The 15,809-nt window shown below is 62.9% G+C and carries 10 protein-coding genes; 5 read left to right on the top strand and 5 right to left on the bottom strand.

Going from position 1 to position 15,809, the window contains the following annotated elements:
• Nucleotides 1-257: 257 nt before the first annotated feature.
• On the bottom strand, nucleotides 258-4,022 hold the full coding sequence (locus NLY43_RS02290) for a vitamin B12-dependent ribonucleotide reductase (protein WP_023711452.1): 3,765 nt from the start codon (nucleotides 4,020-4,022) through the stop codon (nucleotides 258-260).
• A gap of 731 nt (nucleotides 4,023-4,753) precedes the next feature.
• On the opposite strand from NLY43_RS02290, the gene gltX reads away from it, so the two are divergent.
• Nucleotides 4,754-6,127, top strand: coding sequence for a glutamate--tRNA ligase (gene gltX / locus NLY43_RS02285; protein WP_023684934.1), 1,374 nt, complete (start codon nucleotides 4,754-4,756; stop codon nucleotides 6,125-6,127).
• On the opposite strand, the gene NLY43_RS02280 is transcribed toward gltX, so the two are convergent.
• On the bottom strand, nucleotides 6,045-7,241 hold the full coding sequence (locus NLY43_RS02280) for a DUF2865 domain-containing protein (RefSeq protein WP_023711450.1): 1,197 nt from the start codon (nucleotides 7,239-7,241) through the stop codon (nucleotides 6,045-6,047). The two genes, gltX and NLY43_RS02280, sit on opposite strands and share 83 nt — an antisense overlap.
• Before the next feature lie 203 nt (nucleotides 7,242-7,444).
• Here NLY43_RS02280 and NLY43_RS02275 point away from each other — a divergent pair, with 203 nt between their 5' ends.
• Nucleotides 7,445-8,065, top strand: a complete 621-nt coding sequence (locus NLY43_RS02275; RefSeq protein ID WP_023711449.1) for a DUF1287 domain-containing protein — start codon at nucleotides 7,445-7,447, stop codon at nucleotides 8,063-8,065.
• A 5-nt stretch (nucleotides 8,066-8,070) separates the two neighbouring features.
• On the opposite strand, the gene NLY43_RS02270 is transcribed toward NLY43_RS02275, so the two are convergent.
• Nucleotides 8,071-10,395, bottom strand: a complete 2,325-nt coding sequence (locus tag NLY43_RS02270; RefSeq protein WP_023694169.1) for an NADP-dependent malic enzyme — start codon at nucleotides 10,393-10,395, stop codon at nucleotides 8,071-8,073.
• A gap of 159 nt (nucleotides 10,396-10,554) precedes the next feature.
• Entirely contained in the window at nucleotides 10,555-11,334 is a 780-nt protein-coding gene (locus NLY43_RS02265; protein WP_023694170.1) for an SDR family oxidoreductase, read from the bottom strand.
• 120 nt (nucleotides 11,335-11,454) lie between these two features.
• On the opposite strand from NLY43_RS02265, the gene NLY43_RS02260 reads away from it, so the two are divergent.
• Nucleotides 11,455-12,270: a UDP-2,3-diacylglucosamine diphosphatase gene (locus NLY43_RS02260; protein WP_023694171.1), complete on the top strand. Its 816-nt coding sequence runs from the start codon at nucleotides 11,455-11,457 to the stop codon at nucleotides 12,268-12,270.
• 104 nt (nucleotides 12,271-12,374) lie between these two features.
• The gene (locus NLY43_RS02255) at nucleotides 12,375-13,589 is read left to right on the top strand and encodes an MFS transporter (RefSeq protein WP_023711448.1); all 1,215 of its coding nucleotides are present in this window, start codon (nucleotides 12,375-12,377) and stop codon (nucleotides 13,587-13,589) included.
• Here the strand turns inward: NLY43_RS02255 and dgcA are convergent.
• A complete protein-coding gene (gene dgcA / locus NLY43_RS02250) occupies nucleotides 13,560-14,543 on the bottom strand; it encodes an N-acetyl-D-Glu racemase DgcA (RefSeq protein ID WP_023711447.1) in 984 nt (327 codons plus the stop codon). The two genes, NLY43_RS02255 and dgcA, sit on opposite strands and share 30 nt — an antisense overlap.
• Nucleotides 14,544-14,620: 77 nt before the next feature.
• Between dgcA and NLY43_RS02245 the strand changes: the two genes are divergently transcribed.
• Nucleotides 14,621-15,808 carry an MlaE family ABC transporter permease gene (locus tag NLY43_RS02245; RefSeq protein ID WP_023708615.1) on the top strand — a complete coding sequence of 396 codons (1,188 nt, stop codon included), beginning with the start codon at nucleotides 14,621-14,623 and terminating at the stop codon, nucleotides 15,806-15,808.
• The last annotated feature ends 1 nt before the right edge of the window (nucleotide 15,809 follow it).

The raw sequence follows: 15,809 nt of genomic DNA, 5'->3' as shown, positions 1-15,809 counted from the left end.
TGAGCTACCTCGACTCCGAGAACCGACTCCCCATATGATCACCTTGCTAGAGGAGATGGGATTTCGATCTCGTCGCCCCGCGTGGGCTCCGGCTTATTCGCGGTATCAAAGCCGACCCAATTTGGGTCGGCTTTGGTGTTTCTGGCGTGAGCATGCAGTCTAAATTTTTAAATCGTTTTCTTCTTTTGTTCCGGTTGCCATTTTCGGCCCGATCTTACGACCGGGCCGGTGATGTTACGCTTTTGCGCTCAGTTTCCTCAGCTGCATCCGCTCGTCGATCCACAAGTATCGCACTTCTCGCAGGTGCCGTTCCGCACCATGGTGAAGTTGTGGCATTCCGAGCATTCGTTGCCGGTGTAGCCTTGCATCAAGGATTGCTGACGCCGCGTAGAGGCAAGCGCCTTTGCCTCGGCCGCTTCTTTCGCTGCTTCGTCGGTGAACAACCCGGTGGGATCGGCTGCCTCCTCGGAAACAATATCTTCGACCAATTCCTTGGCTCGCTCCTCATAGTCGCGCTTGTAGGCGATGGCTTCGTCGCTTGCTGGTTTAAGCGCCAGCACATTGGAGCCTGAGAACGCAGTTGGGGTGACCCGGGCAGGGGCCGCGGCAGGTGATCCGGCAAAACCCTTGGGTTCGCCACCTAGGCCAGACACCAACTTGACCGGCGAGGCGCCGCGGGTAAGGCCCTTCGAGAACGGCGTCGCCTTGCCTTCGTTGATGCCGCGTCCGAGCGCCGTCTTGTCGAAATCCGACTGGTCGACATGGGCGAGGTCGTGGCGGCCGAGGTAGGACACGGCGAGTTCGCGGAACACGTAGTCGAGGATCGACGTCGCATTCTTGATCGCGTCGTTGCCCTGCACCATGCCGGCCGGCTCGAATTTGGTGAAGGTGAAGGCCTCGACAAATTCCTCGAGCGGCACGCCATATTGCAAGCCAAGCGAGATGGCGATGGCGAAGTTGTTCATCATCGCCCGGAAAGCGGCGCCTTCTTTGTGCATGTCGATGAAGATCTCGCCGATGCGGCCGTCGTCGAATTCGCCCGTGCGCAGGTAGACCTTGTGGCCGCCGACGACTGCCTTCTGGGTGTAGCCCTTGCGGCGATTCGGCAGTTTTTCACGATCGCGGTAGAGGCGTTCGATGACGCGCTCGACGATCTTCTCGGTGACCTGCACGGCACGCTGTGAAGCGGGCGCCGCGATCAACTGCTCGACCGCATCGTCCTCGTCGTCCTCGCTGTCGGCGAGCAGCGACGAATTGAGCGGCTGCGACAGCTTCGAGCCGTCGCGATAGAGCGCGTTGGCCTTCAGCGCCAGCTTCCACGACAGCATGTAGGCGCCCTTGGCGTCTTCCACCGTCGCATCGTTGGGCATGTTGATGGTCTTGGAGATGGCGCCGGAGATGAAAGGCTGTGCCGCCGCCATCATCTGGATGTGGCTGTTGATGGACAGCGAGCGCTTGCCGATCTTGCCGCACGGGCTGGCGCAGTCGAACACCGCGAGATGCTCGGCCTTGAGGAAGGGCGCGCCTTCCAGCGTCATCGCACCGCAGACATGGATGTTGGCGGCTTCGATGTCCTTCCTGGAGAAGCCGAGCGCCGGCAGCATCTCGAACGAGAAGTCGTTGAGCTGCTCATCGGTGAAGCCGAACGTCTCCTTCACCCAGTCGGCGCCGAGCGTCCACTGGTTGAAGACGAACTTGATGTCGAAGGCCGACTTCAGTGCTGCATTGAGCGCCGCGATCTTGTCGTCGGTGAAGCCCTTCGCCTTGAGCGAGCCGGGGTTGACCGCCGGCGCCTGGTTCATGTTGCCGTGACCGACCGCATAGGCCTCGATCTCGGCGATCTGGCTTTCTGAGTAACCCAGTGTGCGCAGCGCTTCCGGCACGGCGCGGTTGATGATCTTGAAATAGCCGCCGCCGGCAAGCTTCTTGAACTTCACCAGCGCGAAGTCGGGCTCGATGCCGGTGGTATCGCAATCCATGACGAGACCGATCGTGCCGGTCGGCGCAATCACGGTCGCCTGCGCGTTGCGGTAGCCATGCTCCTCGCCGAGTTCGATGGCGCGGTCCCAGGCAGCCTTGGCGTGCGCGGCCAGTTCCTGCTGCTTCAGGTCGGACGCGACCAGCGGCACCGGATTGACGGCGAGCTTCTCGTAGCCCTGCTTTTCGCCATAGGCGGCACGGCGATGGTTGCGCATGACGCGCAGCATGTTCTGCGCATTGCGGTCGTAATCGGCGAAGGCGCCGAGCTCGCCGGCCATCTCGGCCGAGGTGGCATAGGCAGTGCCGGTCATGATGGCGGTGAGCGCTGCGCAGATGGCGCGGCCCTCGTCGGAATCATAGGGGATGCCGGACGTCATCAGCAGGCCGCCAATGTTGGCATAGCCGAGGCCGAGCGTGCGGTATTCGTAGGACTGCTTGGCGATCTCCTTCGACGGGAACTGCGCCATCATCACCGAGATTTCGAGGACGACGGTCCACAGCCGCACCGTGTGCTCATAGGCGGCGATGTCGATCGTGCCGTCGGCATTGCGGTAAGGCAGCAGGTTGATCGAGGCCAGGTTGCAGGCCGTGTCGTCGAGGAACATGTATTCCGAGCACGGGTTGGAGGCCCGGATCGCACCGGCCGAAGCGCAGGTGTGCCAGTCGTTCATCGTCGTGTTGAAATGCAGGCCCGGATCGGCCGAAGCCCAGGCGGCGTAGCCGATCTTTTCCCAGAGGTCGCGTGCCTTCAGCGTCTTCAGCACCTTGCCGTCCTTGCGGGCGGTCAGATGCCAGTCGGCGTCGTCCTCGACGGCGCGCAGGAAGTTGTCCTTCAGCGACACCGAATTGTTGGAGTTCTGGCCGGAAACGGTGAGGTAGGCGTCGGAATCCCAGTCGGTGTCGTAGGTCTTGAACGACATCGCGGTGTAGCCCTGCTTGGCGAACTGGATGACGCGGTAGATGTAGTTCTCCGGCACGGCCGACTTCTTGGCCGCCTTGATCTCGCGCTTCAGCGCGGTGTTGATCGACGGGTCGAAGCAATCGTCATCATGGCCTTCGCAATTGATGCAGGCCTTCATGATCGCTTCGAGATGTTTTTTCACGATCTTGGAGCCGGTGACCAGCGACGCCACCTTCTGCTCTTCATTGACCTTCCAGTCGATGAATTCCTCGATATCGGGATGGTCGGCGTCGACAATGACCATCTTGGCCGCACGACGCGTGGTGCCGCCCGACTTGATTGCGCCCGCCGCGCGGTCGCCGATCTTGAGGAAGCTCATCAGGCCGGACGAACGGCCGCCGCCCGACAGCTTTTCGCCTTCGCCGCGCAGCATGGAGAAATTGGAGCCGGTGCCCGAGCCGTATTTGAACAGGCGCGCTTCGCGCACCCACAGGTCCATGATGCCGCCTTCGTTGACGAGATCGTCCTGCACGCCCTGGATGAAACAGGCATGCGGCTGCGGATGCTCGTAGGAGGACTTCGACTTGGTCAGCTTGCCGGTAAACGGGTCGACATAATAGTGGCCCTGGCTCGGACCATCGATGCCGTAGGCCCAGTGCAGACCGGTGTTGAACCATTGCGGCGAGTTCGGCGCAACGCGCTGGGTGGCGAGCATATAGGCGAGTTCGTCGCGGAAGGCGCTCGCGTCTTCTTCCGACTTGAAGTAGCCGCCCTTGTAGCCCCAATAGGTCCAGGTGCCGGCCAGCCGGTCGAAGACCTGGCGGGCGTCGATTTCGGAACCGTAGCGCTCGGCTTCCGGCAGCTTGGCAAGCTCGGCCTCGTCGGCGACGGAGCGCCACAGGAAGGAGGGGACGTCGTTCTCCTCGACCTTCTTCAGGCGCGCGGGCACGCCGGCCTTGCGGAAATACTTCTGCGCCAGGATGTCGGCGGCAACCTGCGAGAACTGCGCCGGCACATCGATATTGTCCAAGCGGAACACCACCGAGCCGTCCGGATTCTTGATCTCCGAAAGCGCCTTGCGGAATTCGATCTCCGCGTAAGCTGATTGGCCTGGCTTGGTGAAACGACGCTCGATGCGCATTGGTCCGGTCCCTTTTGTCTATATATAGCGCTTTTCCCCGGGGATTTCTGCCCCCAATGCGAAACGCGCATGTCCGCCGTCTGCCGGCGTTCGAAAACACCGGCTCTCCTTGTGGCAGTCTTCGTCGCCTTGCTGGTCGAGCTTCTTACGATGCCGCTGTTCCAACTCTGCGCCGAACCCTGCGGGTCCCTCAAAACTGAATTTTTCCTCGATTCCCTCGACCGAGGGAAATTCACACTATCTAGCGTCGAACCTGCCTGCAAACACTAAATATAGTGTTAACAGACAATTTATTCCAGTCCGACAAATCTCCCTTTTCGCTCCCGAAGCCCCCACGATCCAACGCTTCCGCCAGCCTCGTAAACAGGCGGAAATCATGGCCAAAACGCACAAAATCCGGGAAAATGACCGGGCTCGAAACTCTCCGGTCGCGCCCTCAACAAGAGCACATGGCACATAAAAGGCGACTCGGTTTGCGTCGTCAAGGATTCGTTTGCGTAGCTTTTGTGACCCCAACATCTTGTGTGTCACATATGTGGATAACGGGGACAAAAAGCGGCTGAGGAAAGCCCGATTCTGCCGGCGTGGACCGCTGGTGAGCGGTTCACCCGAGACAGGCCCGGCCGGATTCTGGCTCACAGCCTTTTCATTTTAGCTGGCGTGCATTATGTCTTTGGCGTCGCGCGGGGGCGCGTCTTGTCAATTCCAAGAGCATCCGTTACGCCCCGCCCATGACAGTTACCGTCCGTTTTGCCCCCTCACCAACCGGCCGCATTCATATCGGCAATGCCCGCACCGCCTTGTTCAACTGGCTGTTTGCCATGAACAACAAGGGCCGTTTCATTCAGCGCTTCGACGACACAGACATTGCCCGCTCGAGGCAGGAATTTTCCGACGCCATCCTCTACGACCTGCACTGGCTGGGGATTTTTCCCGACGCCACCGAATACCAGTCGCGGCGCTTCGAAACTTACGACGCGGCAGTGGAGCGGCTGCAGAGAGCCGGCGTTGTCTATCCCTGCTACGAGACCCCCGAAGAACTCGACCTGCGCCGCAAGGTGCGCCGCACGCGCGGCCTGCCGCCGGTCTATGGCCGCGAGGCGCTGGCGCTTTCGCAGCAGCAGATCGCCGAATACCGCTCCGATGGCCGCCGGCCGCACTGGCGCTTTCTGCTGCCGAATTTCACCAGCGATCCGCTGCAGCCCGAACGCACCGAAGTGCACTGGAACGATCTGGTGCGCGGCGAGGAAACCGTCGATCTGGCCTCACTGTCCGATCCGGTGCTGCGGCGCGAGGACGGCACTTATCTCTACACGCTGCCTTCGGTCGTCGACGACATCGAGATGGGGGTCAGTCATGTCATCCGCGGCGACGACCACGTCACCAACACCGGCGTGCAGATCGCGCTGTTCAAGGCATTGGGCGCCGAGCCGCCTGTCTTCGGCCACCACAATCTCTTGACCACGGCCTCGGGCGAGGGCCTGTCGAAGCGCAGCGGTGCGCTGTCGATCGAAAGCCTGCGCGAGGAGGGCATCGAACCGATGGCTGTGGCTTCGCTGGCCGTCCTTGTCGGCACCTCGGAAAATGTCGCAGCGGTGCATGACATGCCGGCACTGGCCGCGCGCTTCGATCCCGCCGCCACGTCGAAATCGGCGGCCAAATTCGACCCGGACGAGCTGTTCGTGCTCAATCGTGCGCTCATGCACCACATGCCGTTTTCCGAGGCGCGGGATCGGCTGATCGTGCTCGGCATCTCCGGCGACAAGGCCGAGCCGTTCTGGCTGGCGGTGCGCGGCAATCTCGACCGGCTGAGCGACGCGGTCGGCTGGTGGCGCATCCTTGCCGACGGCCCGCAGCCCGCGCCGGAATTTTCCGACGAGGATCGCGACTTCCTGCAGCAGGCCTTCGACCTGTTGCCGGAAGAGCCGTGGACCGGTACGGTCTGGAAAGACTGGACGGCCAGGATCAGGGAAGCCAGCGGCCGCAAGGGCAAGGCGCTGTTCATGCCGCTCAGGCTGGCGCTTACCGGACTTGCTTCCGGGCCGGAGCTTGCAGATCTATTGCCGCTGCTGGGTCGGGAAGGAACGCTGGCCCGACGACCCTGACCTTGCGCTGGTCCGGCGGGATCAGCGACACCGGCGACACCACCGGCTTGACGGCAAGGCGCTTGATGGCGGCGCGGTCGAGCCCGCCTTGTACGTTCGCCAGCGTCTCCGGATCCGCGCCCGGATCGGGTTTGGCCGCCGGCACCGGAATGAACGGCGTGGTCTCAATATCGGGCTGAAACTGCTCGGGCGGTGGCGGGTTACCGCCGATGATCTTGAAATTTCCGGCCTGCGCGTTGCAGCCACATGCCTGCGGCCGCGACTGGTTGGGTTGTTTGTAGAGATAAGCGGTAGGCAACTCGCTGTAGGGCCTCCCGGTCACCGACGACGTCATGTTGGCCGAATCGTCTTCCATGCCGCGCGAATAGAACACCTGCATTTCGGTGCCGGGGCAGCTCGATTCGCAATTCTTCTGGTCGCGCTCGAAATCGCCGAGCGAAGCCGAGTTCGACATCGGGAAGAAATAGCCGTCGCAGGTGCGCACGCAGCTCGTATGGAACTCGCCGCCGACCGTCGGGAAATCCGGCACGCCGGGCTGATTGAGCACCCGGCGCACATTGCGCTCCTCGCCGGGATCATCGGGCTGATCGAGCGTGTCGATCTGCCGGTTGCCGCCGAAAAGCTGGTCGAACAGATTGCCGTCGTCGGGTTCGCGGCTGGCTTCCTGCAGCGGCTCCCGGCGCGGCGCGGGCTCGTCACGGCAGCCATTGGCGTCGAGCGCGGCCAGGATGCGGCCGCGGTCGCGCCGCGAGCCGCCGCCGGCAAGCTGCGCGCGCTTGGCTTGCAACGCATCGAGATTGGCGTTCATGCGATCGATGCTGCTGTTCAGCGCAGCACATTGGCTGACATTGCGCGAAAACAGCGAAAACCCGCAATTCGCATCGCTCGCACGACCGCGCACCTTTGATAGCTGTTCGAACTGGCGGGAGATGGCCTTGTCATACTTCCGCACCATGCTGGAATTGCCGCCGCCATTCGATGAAGAAGCAAGCTCGGCTTCCAGTTGACGGCAAACGCGGGAGGCGGCCTGCGGTTCAGTGGTGGCGACGGCCGAAAGCACAAGCGCTCCGAGCAGCGCAGCCAGGTGCTTCAGCCTCCATCGTCCGCCCGTCATTGCCCGAACCCCGCTTGCCTGCCTGTCTACCGGATTCGCCGTTAACCGTTCCCTCAATCTACAACCAAAGATGGTCTTAGCCCATAGACGCGTTGCAGGAGGCGTTTGGATAGGGCGGCAACTGTGCGATCTCACCGCTGCATGAAAAAGGCGCAATCGCCCCGGAATTATCCCACGATCCAGCAATGCCCCGGGGAGCTGGCATGATCGCGATTACCCGTCGAACCGCGCTGCAGTTCGGTCTGTTGTGCCTGGCGGCGCCCGCCGTCCGGGCGCAGGAAAATCCAGCCGCTCCGGACTGGCGCAGCAAATTGGTCGAAGCCGGGCGTGAGCAGATCGGCGTCACCACCTTCTACGACCCGGCCTATGTCCGCCTCGGCTATCCCGGCGGCGACGTCGCGCCGGATAGGGGCGTGTGCACGGATGTCATTGTGCGCGCCTATCGCCGCGCCTTCAATCTCGACCTGCAGAAACTGGTGCATGAGGATATGGCCGCCAATTTCGCCGCCTATCCCAAGACCTGGGGTCTGAAAGCGACCGACCGCAACATCGATCACCGACGGGTCGGCAACCTTGCCGCCTTTTTCGGGCGCAAGGGTGCTTCCTTGGCCGTAAGCGAGGATCCTGCCGACTTTCAGCCGGGCGATCTTGTCACCCAGATGCTGCCCGGCAACCTGCCGCACATCGTCATCGTCTCATCCGAACGCTCGGCGGACGTGCCGGGAAGGCCGCTGGTCATCCACAATATCGGGTCGGGCGCCCGCGAGGAGGACACGCTGTTCGCCTTCAAGCAGACCGGGCATTACCGTTTCGTGCCTGCCTGACGGCGTCAGTTGAAATGAACCACCGCCTGTGCCTTGTGCGCCGCCTCGACCACCGCAAGCGCCGTCATGTTGACGACGCCGCGCGAGGTCACCGACGGCGTCAAAATATGCGCCGGCTTGTCGGTGCCAAGCAGGATCGGCCCGACATGCAGCGCGTCCATCATCGTGCGCAGCGCGGTCAGCGTGATGTTGGCGGAGTCGAGGTTGGGGAACACCAGGAGATTGGCTTCGCCCTTCAGCCGCGAATGCGGATAGACGCGCTGGCGCAGATGCTCCGACAGGGCTGAATCGGCATGCATCTCGCCGTCGCATTGCAGGTCGGGCGCAACGCGCGCCAGGATCGCCGCTGCCTGCCGCATCTTCAGCGCGCTGGGAGAATCACGCGAGCCGAAATCCGAATGCGACAGCAGCGCTGCCTTCGGCTCGATGCCGAAGCGCTGGATTTCCTCCGCCGCCAATATGGTCATTTCGGCGATTTCCTCGGCCGTCGGGTCGACCGAGACATGGGTGTCGGTGAGGAAGATGATGCCGCGCTGCGAGATCAGCATCGACAGCGTCGACAGGTCGCGGTCCTTGACGCCCGCGCGTGGTCCGATGACCAGCGTCACATTGCGCAGATGCCGCTCGAAACGGCCCTCGAGGCCGCAGATCATGGCGTCGGCATCGCCGCGCTTCAGCGCCAGTGCCGCAATCACCGTATTGTCGGTGCGCACCATGGTGCGCGCGGCCTCCGTCGTCACGCCGCGCCGGCCGGCAAGCTCGATCAACAGGTCGACATAATGGCGGTAGCGCGGATCGTCTTCCGGGTTGATCAGGCCGAAATCGACGCCCGGCTTGATACGCAGGCCGTAGCGCTTCAGCCTGACCTCGATGACATGCGGGCGGCCGATCAGGATCGGCTCGGCAATGCCTTCCTCCAGCACCACCTGGGCTGCGCGCAGCACGCGCTCGTCCTCGCCGTCGGCATAGATGACGCGCTTGGCGGTCGACGCCTTGGCCGAGGAAAACACCGGCTTCATCACTAGGCCGGAGCGGAAGACGAAGCGGTTGAGCTGGTCGATATAGGCGGCGAAGTCGGTGATCGGCCGGGTCGCGACGCCGGTGTCGCAGGCAGCCTTGGCCACCGCCGGCGCGATGCGCAGGATCAGGCGGGGATCGAAGGGCGAGGGGATAAGGAAGTCGGGTCCGAAGATCGGCGTCTCGCCGGAATAGGCGCGGGCGGCGACGTCGGACGGTTCTTCGCGGGCAAGCGCGGCGATCGCCCGGACCGCGGCCATCTTCATCTCCTCGTTGATGGCGCTGGCGCCGCAGTCCAGCGCACCGCGGAAGATGTAAGGAAAACAAAGCACGTTGTTGACCTGATTGGGAAAATCGGAACGGCCGGTGCAGATCATCGCGTCCGGACGAGCGGCGCGCGCGACCTCCGGCATGATTTCGGGATTGGGGTTGGCCAGCGCCAGGATCAACGGCTTAGGCGCCATATGATCAAGCAATTCCGGCTTCAGCACGCCGGCGGCCGACAGGCCGAGAAAAACGTCGGCGCCAGGGATCACATCGGCCAGCGTGCGCGCCTCGGTGTCCTTCACATAGGGGTCTTTCCAGCGATCCATCTCGTCGGTGCGGCCCTTGTAGGCGACGCCGAAGCGGTCGGTGACCCAGATGTTCTCTACCTTGGCGCCAAGCGAGACCAACAGGTTGAGGCAGGCGAGCGCTGCCGCACCGGCGCCTGAGGTGACGATCTTGATGTCGGAAATGGTCTTGCCGGCGAATTCCAGCCCGTTGAGCACGGCGGCGGCGACGATGATGGCGGTGCCATGCTGGTCGTCATGGAAGACGGGAATGCCCATGCGGGCCTTCAACTGCGCCTCGACCTCGAAGCATTCGGGCGCCTTGATGTCCTCGAGATTGATGCCGCCGAAAGTCGGCTCCAGCGCCGAGATCGTCTCGACCATGCGCTCTATGCCCGGCGCGTCGATCTCGATGTCGAAGACGTCGATGCCGGCGAATTTCTTGAACAGCACCGCCTTGCCTTCCATCACCGGCTTGGAGGCGAGCGGGCCGATATTGCCGAGCCCGAGCACGGCCGAGCCGTTGGAGACGACGCCGACCAGATTGGCGCGCGCTGTATAATCGGCCGCGGTTGCCGGATTGTCGCGGATTTCGAGGCAGGGCGCGGCAACACCCGGCGAATAGGCCAGCGCCAGATCGCGCTGGTTGCCGAGCGGCTTGGTTGCCTGAATCTCGAGCTTTCCCGGCCTTGGATGCTTGTGGAAGTAGAGGGCGGCTTCGTCGAGGTCCGAACGTGCCGTTTTCTTGTTCTCGCCTTCCATGCGGCCGCTCCCTCAAACCTGCTTTGCAGCCTTTTAGCACGCAAAAATGGTTTTTCGCGACGCCAAATGACGCAAGGGCGGCTAAAACAACCCGGTCCGGAAAGATCGAACTATTTCAGATGATTGCGCTGAAATCCTGCCGATTATCCATCGAGCCCTTCAGAACGCGCTGACATAGAGGCCGCCATCGACCGGGATGTTCTGGCCGGTGAGATAACCGGCATGGACCGAGCACAGAAAGGCGCAGATCTGGCCGAACTCTTCCGGCGTGCCGAGCCGCTTGGCCGGAACGTCGGCGCTGATGCGGGTCTTGCGCGCTGCGGCCGCTGCCGGGTCTTCCATCGTGCCGGCCTCATGCGGGCCGCGCAGCCGGTCGGTGTCGAGCTTGCCCGGCAGCAGGCTGTTGATGGTGACGTTGCGGTCGATCACCGTTCGTGCCACGCCGGCGAGGAACGAAGTCAGCCCGGCTCGCGCGCCGGACGACAGATCGAGGCCGGGAATCGGGACGTAGACCGACAGCGAGGTGATGTTGACGATGCGGCCGAAGCCGCGCTTGGCCATGCCGTCGATCACGGCCTGCACCAGTTCGATCGGCGTCACCATGTTCTGCGTCACGCCTTCGAGGATCTTTGCGCGGTCGAGCTCGCGGAAATCGCGCAAGGGCGGGCCGCCATTGTTGTTGACCAGGATATCCGGGTCGGGGCAGGCGGCAAGGAGCGCGTGCTGCACGTCGGGTTTCGAGACGTCGCCGACGATCTCGGTCACCTTCACGCCGTAGCGTTCGCGCAGTTCGGCTGCGGTTTTTGCCAGCAGCTCGGCATTGCGGCCGTTGACAACGAGATCGCAACCGGCCTCGGCCAGCGCCGTGGCGCAGCCGCGGCCAAGCCCTTTGCTCGATGCGCAGACGATGGCCTTCTTGCCCTTGATGCCAAGATCCATGACGATTTTCTCCTGTGAATGGCGCGGCACGCTAGCCCTTTGGCTGGCCCAATCGCAACCGTCATACGGTTGTTGCATGAATCGGGGCATAGCCTGCGCGAAAGCAACGGTGACGATCTGATGTCCGGTACAGAAACCCGCACTTTCCGCAGCATGTTCATATCCGACCTGCATCTCGGATCGAAGGCGGCCAAGGCCGAGTTCCTGATCGATTTCCTGCGGTATCACGACGCCGATATCATCTATCTCGTCGGAGACATCGTCGACGGCTGGCGGCTGCGGCGCAGCTGGCATTGGCCGCAGAGCCACAATGACGTCGTCCAGAAACTGCTGCGCAAGGCGCGAAAGGGCACCTCGATCACCTATATCGCCGGTAATCACGACGAATTCGCGCGCCAGTTCCAAGGCGTGCATTTCGGCGGCATCGTCGTTGCCGACCGCGCCATCCACGAAACCGCCGATGGCAGGCGCCTGCTGGTCATCCACGGCGACCAGTTCGACACCGTCGTCCACAATGCACGCTGGCTGGCCTACCTCGGCGACTACGCCTATGACGCCGCGATGATGGTCAACCGCGTGGTGACGAAGCTCCGCCATTTGCTGGGTCTCCCTTACTGGTCGTTCTCGTCCTGGGCCAAGGTCAAGGTCAAGAACGCGGTCAACTTCATCGGCTCGTTCCAGACGGTGCTGACCGAGGAGGCCCGCCGCTCGCATGTCGACGGCGTCATCTGCGGCCACATCCATCACGCCGCCATCGAGACTTATGAGGATGTGCAGTACATCAACACCGGCGACTGGGTAGAGAGCTGCACGGCGGTGGTCGAACATTTCGACGGCAAGATGGAGATCATCCACTGGGCGCTGGTGCTGCCCGAAGTACCGGACGAGCCGTTCATCCCCTTGCTGATCGAAGACAGGGTCGTCGAAGCGGCATAACCCTCCTGTTAATCGACTGGTCCAGGCAGTTTCGGACCGCTTTCGCGCATGTTAAGGGATCGATCTGCGTTGCAGCCTTTTGTGCAGCGTAATTGGATCGATTCATGTCGCTGCCGCCGCTCTCGCCCGAACAACTCGTCAAGCCGCGCCATTTCGAACTGCGCATGAGTCTGATCTTCGCGACATTATTCGTGTCGCTGGGAACGCATGTGCCTTATTTCCCGCTGTGGCTGCATGCCCAGGGTTTCCACGCCGAGCAGATCGCCATCATCCTGGCGGCGCCGATGTTCCTGCGCGTGGTGACAACACCCCTGCTGACCGCGCTGGCCGACCGGGCGAAGGACAGGGCGGATGTCTATATCGCGCTGGTGGCCGCGACGATGGTGCTTTCCGCCGGCTATTTCCTCAACCCGACCTACGCCATGGTGCTTGCCGTATCGCTGGCGCTGACGGTGGTGTGGACGCCGCATTCGCCGATCGCCGATTCGCTCGCGCTGTCGGGTGTGCGCCGCTTCGGCTCGAACTACACCGCGATGCGCAAATGGGGCTCGATATCCTATCTCTGCGCCAATGTCGCAGGCGGCTTTATCCTCGCCTGGACGAGCCCGCAGGCCGTGCCGGTAATCATCTTTGCGGCATTGTGTGCCGCGCTCGTCGCCGGATTGCTGGCGCCGCGGCTTGGCCGCCCGCGCCGCGCTTCGCCGCTATCTGCCGCCGATATCCAGCATCAGGCGCCGAGCCTTCTCAATCCGTATTTCCTGTATTTCACCCTCGGCGTCGGCATCATCACCGCCAGCCATGCCTTCCTTTACGGCTTTGTCTCCATCTACTGGAAATCGGTCGGCATCAGCGATTCCGTCGTTGGCCTGCTGTGGGCCTGGGGCGTAGTGGCCGAGGTCTGCATGTTCGTGTTTTTCAACCGTATTTTTGCCTCCGTCTCAGTCGTCAAGGTGATGCTGATCGCCGGCGTCGGCTCCATCGTGCGCTGGATCGCCTTTCCGTTGATCTGGCCACTCGGGCTTGGCGTCGCCGGCTTCTTCGGCGTCCAGACCCTGCATTCGGTGTCGGTGGCGATGGTGTTGATCGGCCTGCAGAAGATGATCGGCGAAACGGTTTCGGAAGAGCGCACTGGTGCCGCGCAAGGCATTGCTTATTTCTTCAACGGCTTCTTCATGGCGGCGGTGACGCTGGCGTCCGGCCCGCTTTATGAGCGCTACGGCGTCGACGGCTTCCTGGCGATGATCCCGATCGCCATCGTCGGCCTGGCGCTGATCGGGCTCGCCGCGCGTTCAGCCCCACAGCATCCTGTCAGGCGGTGACACCAGCGACCCCTGGTACACGAGGCCGGGCTGGCGGTCGCGGGCAAGCAGCAGCGGACCGTCGAGGTCGACGAAGTCGGCGCCTTGCGCCAAAAGCACTGCCGGCGCCATCGCCAGCGACGTGCCAACCATGCAGCCGACCATCACGCCGAATCCCAGCTCCCGGGCGCGGTTGCGAAGGGTAAGGGCGGCGGTCAGGCCGCCGGATTTGTCGAGCTTGATGTTGACGGCGTCATAGAGGCCGACAAGCGCTTCGAGGTCCTTCGCCTCGTGGACGCTTTCGTCTGCGCAGATCGGCACCGGATGCGCGATGTGGCGCAGGATGGCATCATGGCCGGCGGGAAGCGGCTGTTCGATCAGGGCTATGCCATGTTCGGCGGCGAAAGCGAGATTCTCGATGATGTTGGCATCGGTCCAGCCTTCATTGGCGTCGAGGATGATGCGGCTGTCGGGCGCCGCTTCGGTCACGGCGCGGATGCGGGCCATGTCGTTGTCGCCGCCGATCTTGACCTTGAGCAGCGGCCGCCCGGCATTGGCGCGGGCTTGCGCCGCCATTGCCTCCGGCTCGCCTAGCGACAGCGTGTAGGCCGTCTCCAGCGCCGACAAGGGCACAGCGTGGATGGCGTCCGCGACCGCAACGCCGCTGATCTTCGCCTCCAGGTCCCACAAGGCGCAATCGATGGCGTTGCGGGCAGCACCCGCCGGCATCGCATCGAGCAGGTCCTTGTGGCTGATGCCGCCTTCTATCTGCCGGCGCATGGCCTCGATGGCGTCGCGCACCCCCTCCATGGTCTCGCCATAGCGCTTGTAGGGGACGCATTCGCCCCATCCGCGATTGTCCCCATCACTGATCGTGCAGCTAATGACTTCGGCTTCGGTCTTCGACCCGCGCGAGATGGTGAAGGTGCCGGCAATGGGAAAACGCTCGGCCTCAACCGAAATGACACGCGCCATAATTTTCTGCTCCGGCTATGCGACAACGCGTCGTCGGCAAATCGACAGGTACGACCCGTCAGGCTAAACAGGACGCCATGTTGACCATCGGCAAACGCGACGCAAGCGGCAACGCCGCCAAGGAGGCCGACCACCAGCCCCGCGTTGCGGTCGGCGAGGAGGGCGGCGTCCTCGGCTGCGCTTTCTCCGGCATCTGGACGACGACGACAGTGGCGCTGATCGACGCCGAGATGCGCAAGATCGAGCAGCGCAAAGGCTTCCAGACGCTCGCTTTGGATCTTTCCCACATCGAGAAGATGGACACCGCCGGAGCCTGGCTGATCGATCGCCTGGTCAGTGTCTTCGAAAAGAAGGGTGTCGAGATCAAGATGCAGGGGCAAAGCGATGTCGCCTCGATCCTGCTCGGCGCCGTTGGCGAAGCTGTCCGGCGCGAGCCCGAATCGCGCGGCGTCCGGCGCCCCAACATCATCCTCCGCGGGCTGGAGGCGGTCGGCCGCCGCATCTATGAGATGCGCGACGATTTCCTCGCCTCGATGAACATCCTCGGCGCCACCATCGGCGGCGCCCAGATGAAGCTCGGGCGCGGCCATGCCATCAATCCGGCGGCGATCTTCAACCAGATCGATCGCATGGGTGTCGGCGCCATCCCCGTGGTGGTGCTGATGTCGGCGATCGTCGGCGCCATCGTCGCCCAGCAGGGCGCCTACCAGCTCAACTATTTCGGCGCCAACATTTTCGTTGTCGATCTGGTCGGCGTGCTGATCCTGCGCGAGCTCGGCGTGCTGATGACCGCCATCATGATCGCCGGCCGTTCCGGCAGCGCCATCACCGCCGAGATCGGCTCGATGAAGATGCGCGAGGAGGTCGACGCGCTGAAGGTCATCGGCCTCAACCCGATCGGCGTGCTGGTGTTTCCGCGCCTGGTGGCGCTGGTGATCGCGCTGCCCTGTCTCACCATCGTCGCCAATTTTGCCGCTCTTGGCGGCGGCATCCTAGCCGCCTGGCTTTATTCCGGTATTGCGCCGACGGCCTTCATCGACCGGCTGCGCGGCGCGATCGATATCAGCACCATCTTCGCCGGGCTGATCAAGGCGCCGTTCATGGCCATGATCATCGGCACCATTGCTTCCGTAGAAGGCATGAAGGTCGGCGGCAGCGCCGAATCGCTGGGTCTGCACGTCACCGCCTCGGTTGTGAAATCGATCTTCGTTGTCATCATCCTCGATGGCCTTTTTGCCATCTTCTACGCATCGATCGAGTTCTGAC

The sequence above is a fragment of the Mesorhizobium sp. C416B genome, from assembly GCF_030323165.1.
Taxonomy (GTDB): Bacteria; Pseudomonadota; Alphaproteobacteria; order Rhizobiales; family Rhizobiaceae; genus Mesorhizobium.
The sequence above is the reverse complement of the archived record's forward strand: the minus strand, read 5'-3'. Positions and strand labels throughout refer to the sequence as shown.

Excerpts from the sequence above, each read along its gene's own strand:
- NLY43_RS02245 (WP_023708615.1), top strand. The coding sequence starts at position 14,621 with ATGTTGACCATCGGCAAACGCGACGCAAGCGGCAACGCCGCCAAGGAG.
- NLY43_RS02275 (WP_023711449.1), top strand. The coding sequence starts at position 7,445 with ATGATCGCGATTACCCGTCGAACCGCGCTGCAGTTCGGTCTGTTGTGC.
- NLY43_RS02290 (WP_023711452.1), bottom strand. The coding sequence starts at position 4,022 with ATGCGCATCGAGCGTCGTTTCACCAAGCCAGGCCAATCAGCTTACGCG.
- NLY43_RS02270 (WP_023694169.1), bottom strand. The coding sequence starts at position 10,395 with ATGGAAGGCGAGAACAAGAAAACGGCACGTTCGGACCTCGACGAAGCC.
- NLY43_RS02280 (WP_023711450.1), bottom strand. The coding sequence starts at position 7,241 with ATGACGGGCGGACGATGGAGGCTGAAGCACCTGGCTGCGCTGCTCGGA.
- dgcA (WP_023711447.1), bottom strand. The coding sequence starts at position 14,543 with ATGGCGCGTGTCATTTCGGTTGAGGCCGAGCGTTTTCCCATTGCCGGC.
- NLY43_RS02255 (WP_023711448.1), top strand. The coding sequence starts at position 12,375 with ATGTCGCTGCCGCCGCTCTCGCCCGAACAACTCGTCAAGCCGCGCCAT.
- NLY43_RS02260 (WP_023694171.1), top strand. The coding sequence starts at position 11,455 with ATGTCCGGTACAGAAACCCGCACTTTCCGCAGCATGTTCATATCCGAC.
- NLY43_RS02265 (WP_023694170.1), bottom strand. The coding sequence starts at position 11,334 with ATGGATCTTGGCATCAAGGGCAAGAAGGCCATCGTCTGCGCATCGAGC.
- gltX (WP_023684934.1), top strand. The coding sequence starts at position 4,754 with ATGACAGTTACCGTCCGTTTTGCCCCCTCACCAACCGGCCGCATTCAT.